We start from the raw sequence: 3575 nt of genomic DNA, 5'->3' as shown, positions 1-3575 counted from the left end.
TTCGTAGCGGGACAGGGAGAAGATCAGCGTGACGTTGACGCTGATTCCGTCGGCCAGGCACGCGGCGATCGCCGGCAGCCCCTGACGCGCGGCCGAGCAGGCTCGGGCTCATCAGATTGTGGGCCCGCGCTCCGCTGCACGCCACGAACTGCGCGTCGATGTTCTGGTGGTGCTGCGCCGTCAACGACGCGACGGTCCCGGGCGCGCCGGGAATCGTCGCCTGCTGCGACCAGGCGTGCCCGCTGCGCCGGCAAGAGTTCCGCCACGCCTTGTCGTCGCCGTACTGGTCGCTGACCCGCGTGTAGTCGCCCGTCCCCTCACCCGAGGAGTACGAGTCGCCCAGCGCCACCAGGAAGTGCCGGGGTTTGCTGGGCAACGGCTGCACGGCGACGGCGTCCCAGGCGATGTCCTGGACACCGGTGCCGTCCAGGGTGAAGTTGCTCAACTCGACCTTGGGGTTACCCGTTCCGGTCAGGTCGAATACGCCCAGGTTGACCCATTTGTTGGACTCCCACTGCGTGGGGATGATGCGCCGTTCGGTGGTGCCGTTCGGCCGGCGGATGACGTATTCCGCCTGCCGTGTGTGCGCGCCGTGGTCCGGCATGTGCGCCCAGATCCGGGTCCAGGCGTTGGTCGGGTTGATGTTCCAGGTGCCGGTGACCCGGTACGTGGGATGTTCCGACCGTTTGTAGGTGTGGGTGAACCAGAAGTGCCCGCCGAAGCCGGCCCCGATCTGGTGGAAGTCCACCTTGCCGGGGTTCACCACGTCGCCGTCCGGCTGGGTGTGGCTGGCGAAGTTGAGGCTGAAGGTACCGCCCGACGTGAACGTGGGCCGGCAGCCCTCCGCGCCGAGCGGCACGGTGGTCGAGATGTCGTCGATGATCCGTGCGCCGCTGGGGAGACCCTCCACCTTGCAGGTGCCGTCCGAGTTGACCGGGGTCGGGTGGATGTTGTCACCCGCGTTCGCGTACGGCCGGGGCTCGACCGTCGTGTACTTACGGTTCTCCAGGCCACAGTTGATCGAGCAGTCCGTCCAGGTGACCGGGCCGTGCCACCAGCACTTCAGGTCGTCGCGCTGGCAAGCCCCCGCCTTGGTGGTCGGGTAGTCGCCCGGCACCTTCGGTGGCAGGGTCTCATCGCAGTCGTTGACCTGGGGTTCGCAGAAGGTGTAGCGGGCCGCGTGCGCGACGTCCGGCTGCCGTGCCGCCGCTGTCACGTACGTTGGGGAGAACGTCTCCAGCTTGTAGTTGTAGCGAATCAGCGACGTGTAGGCGAAGCCGATCACCCGCTCGGGGTACGACCAGTGGTTGGGGTGCTTCGCGTTGTCGTAGCCGATGTCGTCATCGACATCGTCCTCGTCGCCCGGGTTGTCCACGTCGAGCGGCGCCGTCAGGAACCGCTTGCGGTCGGCAGGATAGTCGGTGTTGGCGGGGTTGTTGGCCCAGCCCACGCCCCAGGGCAGGGTGGGGGCCTGCGGGTTCTGTGCGTAGAAGCCGGTGTTGTAGGCCCAGACGGCGAACCACCAGTTCTCCAGGTACTTCGGGTCGCCGTCGTTGGCGATCAGCCCGGCAGCACGGGTCTGGTTCCACTTGTCCTGAAGGATCCGCAGACCCGCCGCCACGTTGGTGGCGTAGTCCGTCGCGACCGCCTTCTGCTTCGTGTAGTCCCAGGTGACCCCGGCGAGGGTCCGGCCGGTCTCGGACTTCCGCATGCCCGAGGTCACCTGACCCGCGCCGTATCCGCAGTCCGGACGCGGTTCCTTGGTCTCGTCGAAATTGATCAGATTGAAGTCCGGGTCCTGGAGGTCGAGACCGTAGTAACCCAGGCTGGTCAGCGGATTCCCGACGGAGGCGTCCACGGCATGCCGGCTCGCCTGCCAGAGGTTCGACTCCTGGGCGAGGATGCCCAGAAAGATCTGCGCGGGCACGTAGCCGCCGCCGATGAGCGCCATCGACGGGAACATGCCTTGTGGGGAGTAGGCCGGCATGGAGTTGTTGTTCCAGTTGGCGGGTCGCTGGAACGTCAGCTGGTTACGCACCGCGAGGTTGGCCGCCCACTCCATCTGGGCCACCGTCGGCTGGTAGACCTGAAGCGTCTTGTCGTTGCGGGACACCGCGCAGGCGCCGTCGGGGTCCATCGGAACGTTGGGGTCGCCCGCCGTCGCGGTCGTCCGGGAACTGCTCTGCCCGCTGGCGGCGGGCCGGCCACGCAGCGAGGGCGAGAGCCGCCGCCCGGCATGGTCCACCCGTGGCTCGACCGAGAAACGGAGTTCCGAATCGTCGGCCGTCCGGCTCGTCCTGATGTCCACCCTCTCCGGTCGCCCGTTGTCCGGCCGTTCCGCCAACTGCCCGGCGGCCTCCCGACCCGTGGTGGCCCGCTGGACGACCAGAGCACCGGTAGTGGAGACGTCCGCGTCGGGCAGGCCGTCGATAGCCCGCCAGCTACGCGGCAGCCGACCTGCCGTACCGGCCTCTGCCCGCCCGCCGACGGCGAACACCCGGCCGCCCGCTCCGGGCCGGAGCTTTACCTGGCCCTGCGGGACCGCCCCGTGGTGGGACACCTTTCCGGCGGCGAACCGCTTGAACTCGGTCCGGCCGTCGCGCACGATCTGGAACGCCACCGCGTCGGGACCGTCGGCGAGCATCCGGAAGGGCGTGCCCCCCGTCGCTGCCAGGTTGGTCAGTGCACCGCCGGCACCGATCCGGACCAGGCTGTTGCCTTTCGAGCCGATCAGCCCGTCGCGCACCGGCAGCACAGAGGAGACCTGGCCGGCGGCGCGCACCTTCCGCACCGGCGAGGTCGGCCGCGCCGTGTCGACCGTGCCGAGCCAGGTGTGGGCCGCCTGACCAGGCTCGGTCGGCATTTCCAGCCGCGACAGAACCGCCTTCTCGCCCCTGCCGCACCCGGGGTTGTGGTAGGCCAGCGACACCCGCTCGGGCAGCTTCGTGACCGCACCAGTCTTCAGGTCGACGACTGCGGCGAACCCGCCTCGCTGCATGAGCAGCTCGCGGTTGGTGAAGGTCCGCGGCGCGTACACCACGACGGCGCGCCGGCCCGAGCCGGTGACGCAGGCCTGCCCGATCCACTGGTCGGTGTCGAAGCCGGGCTCCGCGAGGGTCGCCGCAGTCCGCCAGGCGTACGCCTGCGCCTCGTCGGCGACGAGAAGATGTAGGCCGGTTGCGTCGCCGGACGTGGTGACGGCGCGATCAGCCGACCGCCGCCATGCTGTCCCCAGACGGCGGTCGGGGTCGCGGACCCGGTCCGGATCGGCGGGTGGTCGAGGTGCACGACGGGTCTCCGGTGGGCGCGCGGACGCGGCGGTCGGGCCGGTCTCGGGCGCTGCGGACTTCGCAGTCGCGATGGACGAGGGAAGGAGGGTAGCGGCGCAAATCAGCGTCGCCATTGCGGCTAGGGACCGCTTCATGCTCACCTCACGCAGACGAGGGGAATCTGCGTAGAAGGCTGGCCGGGGGCGTCATCACAGGATCATCGCCAGATCACCGTCACCCGCACGGCAAGGGTGCGGGGACTGAGGTGGTCGCGTAGGTAGGTGGTGACGGTCGCGTACAGGTGAG

The 3575-nt window shown here is 69.2% G+C and carries 1 pseudogene; it reads right to left on the bottom strand.

Annotation, left to right across the window (positions count from 1 at the left end):
* Positions 1-84: pseudogene (locus AB0B91_RS64510) on the bottom strand (transaldolase family protein); the annotation flags it as partial.
* Positions 85-3575: the final 3491 nt, after the last annotated feature.

The organism is Nonomuraea sp. NPDC049141 (genome assembly GCF_040648415.1).
In the GTDB taxonomy this organism is placed as follows: domain Bacteria; phylum Actinomycetota; class Actinomycetes; order Streptosporangiales; family Streptosporangiaceae; genus Nonomuraea.
The sequence above is the reverse complement of the archived record's forward strand: the minus strand, read 5'-3'. Positions and strand labels throughout refer to the sequence as shown.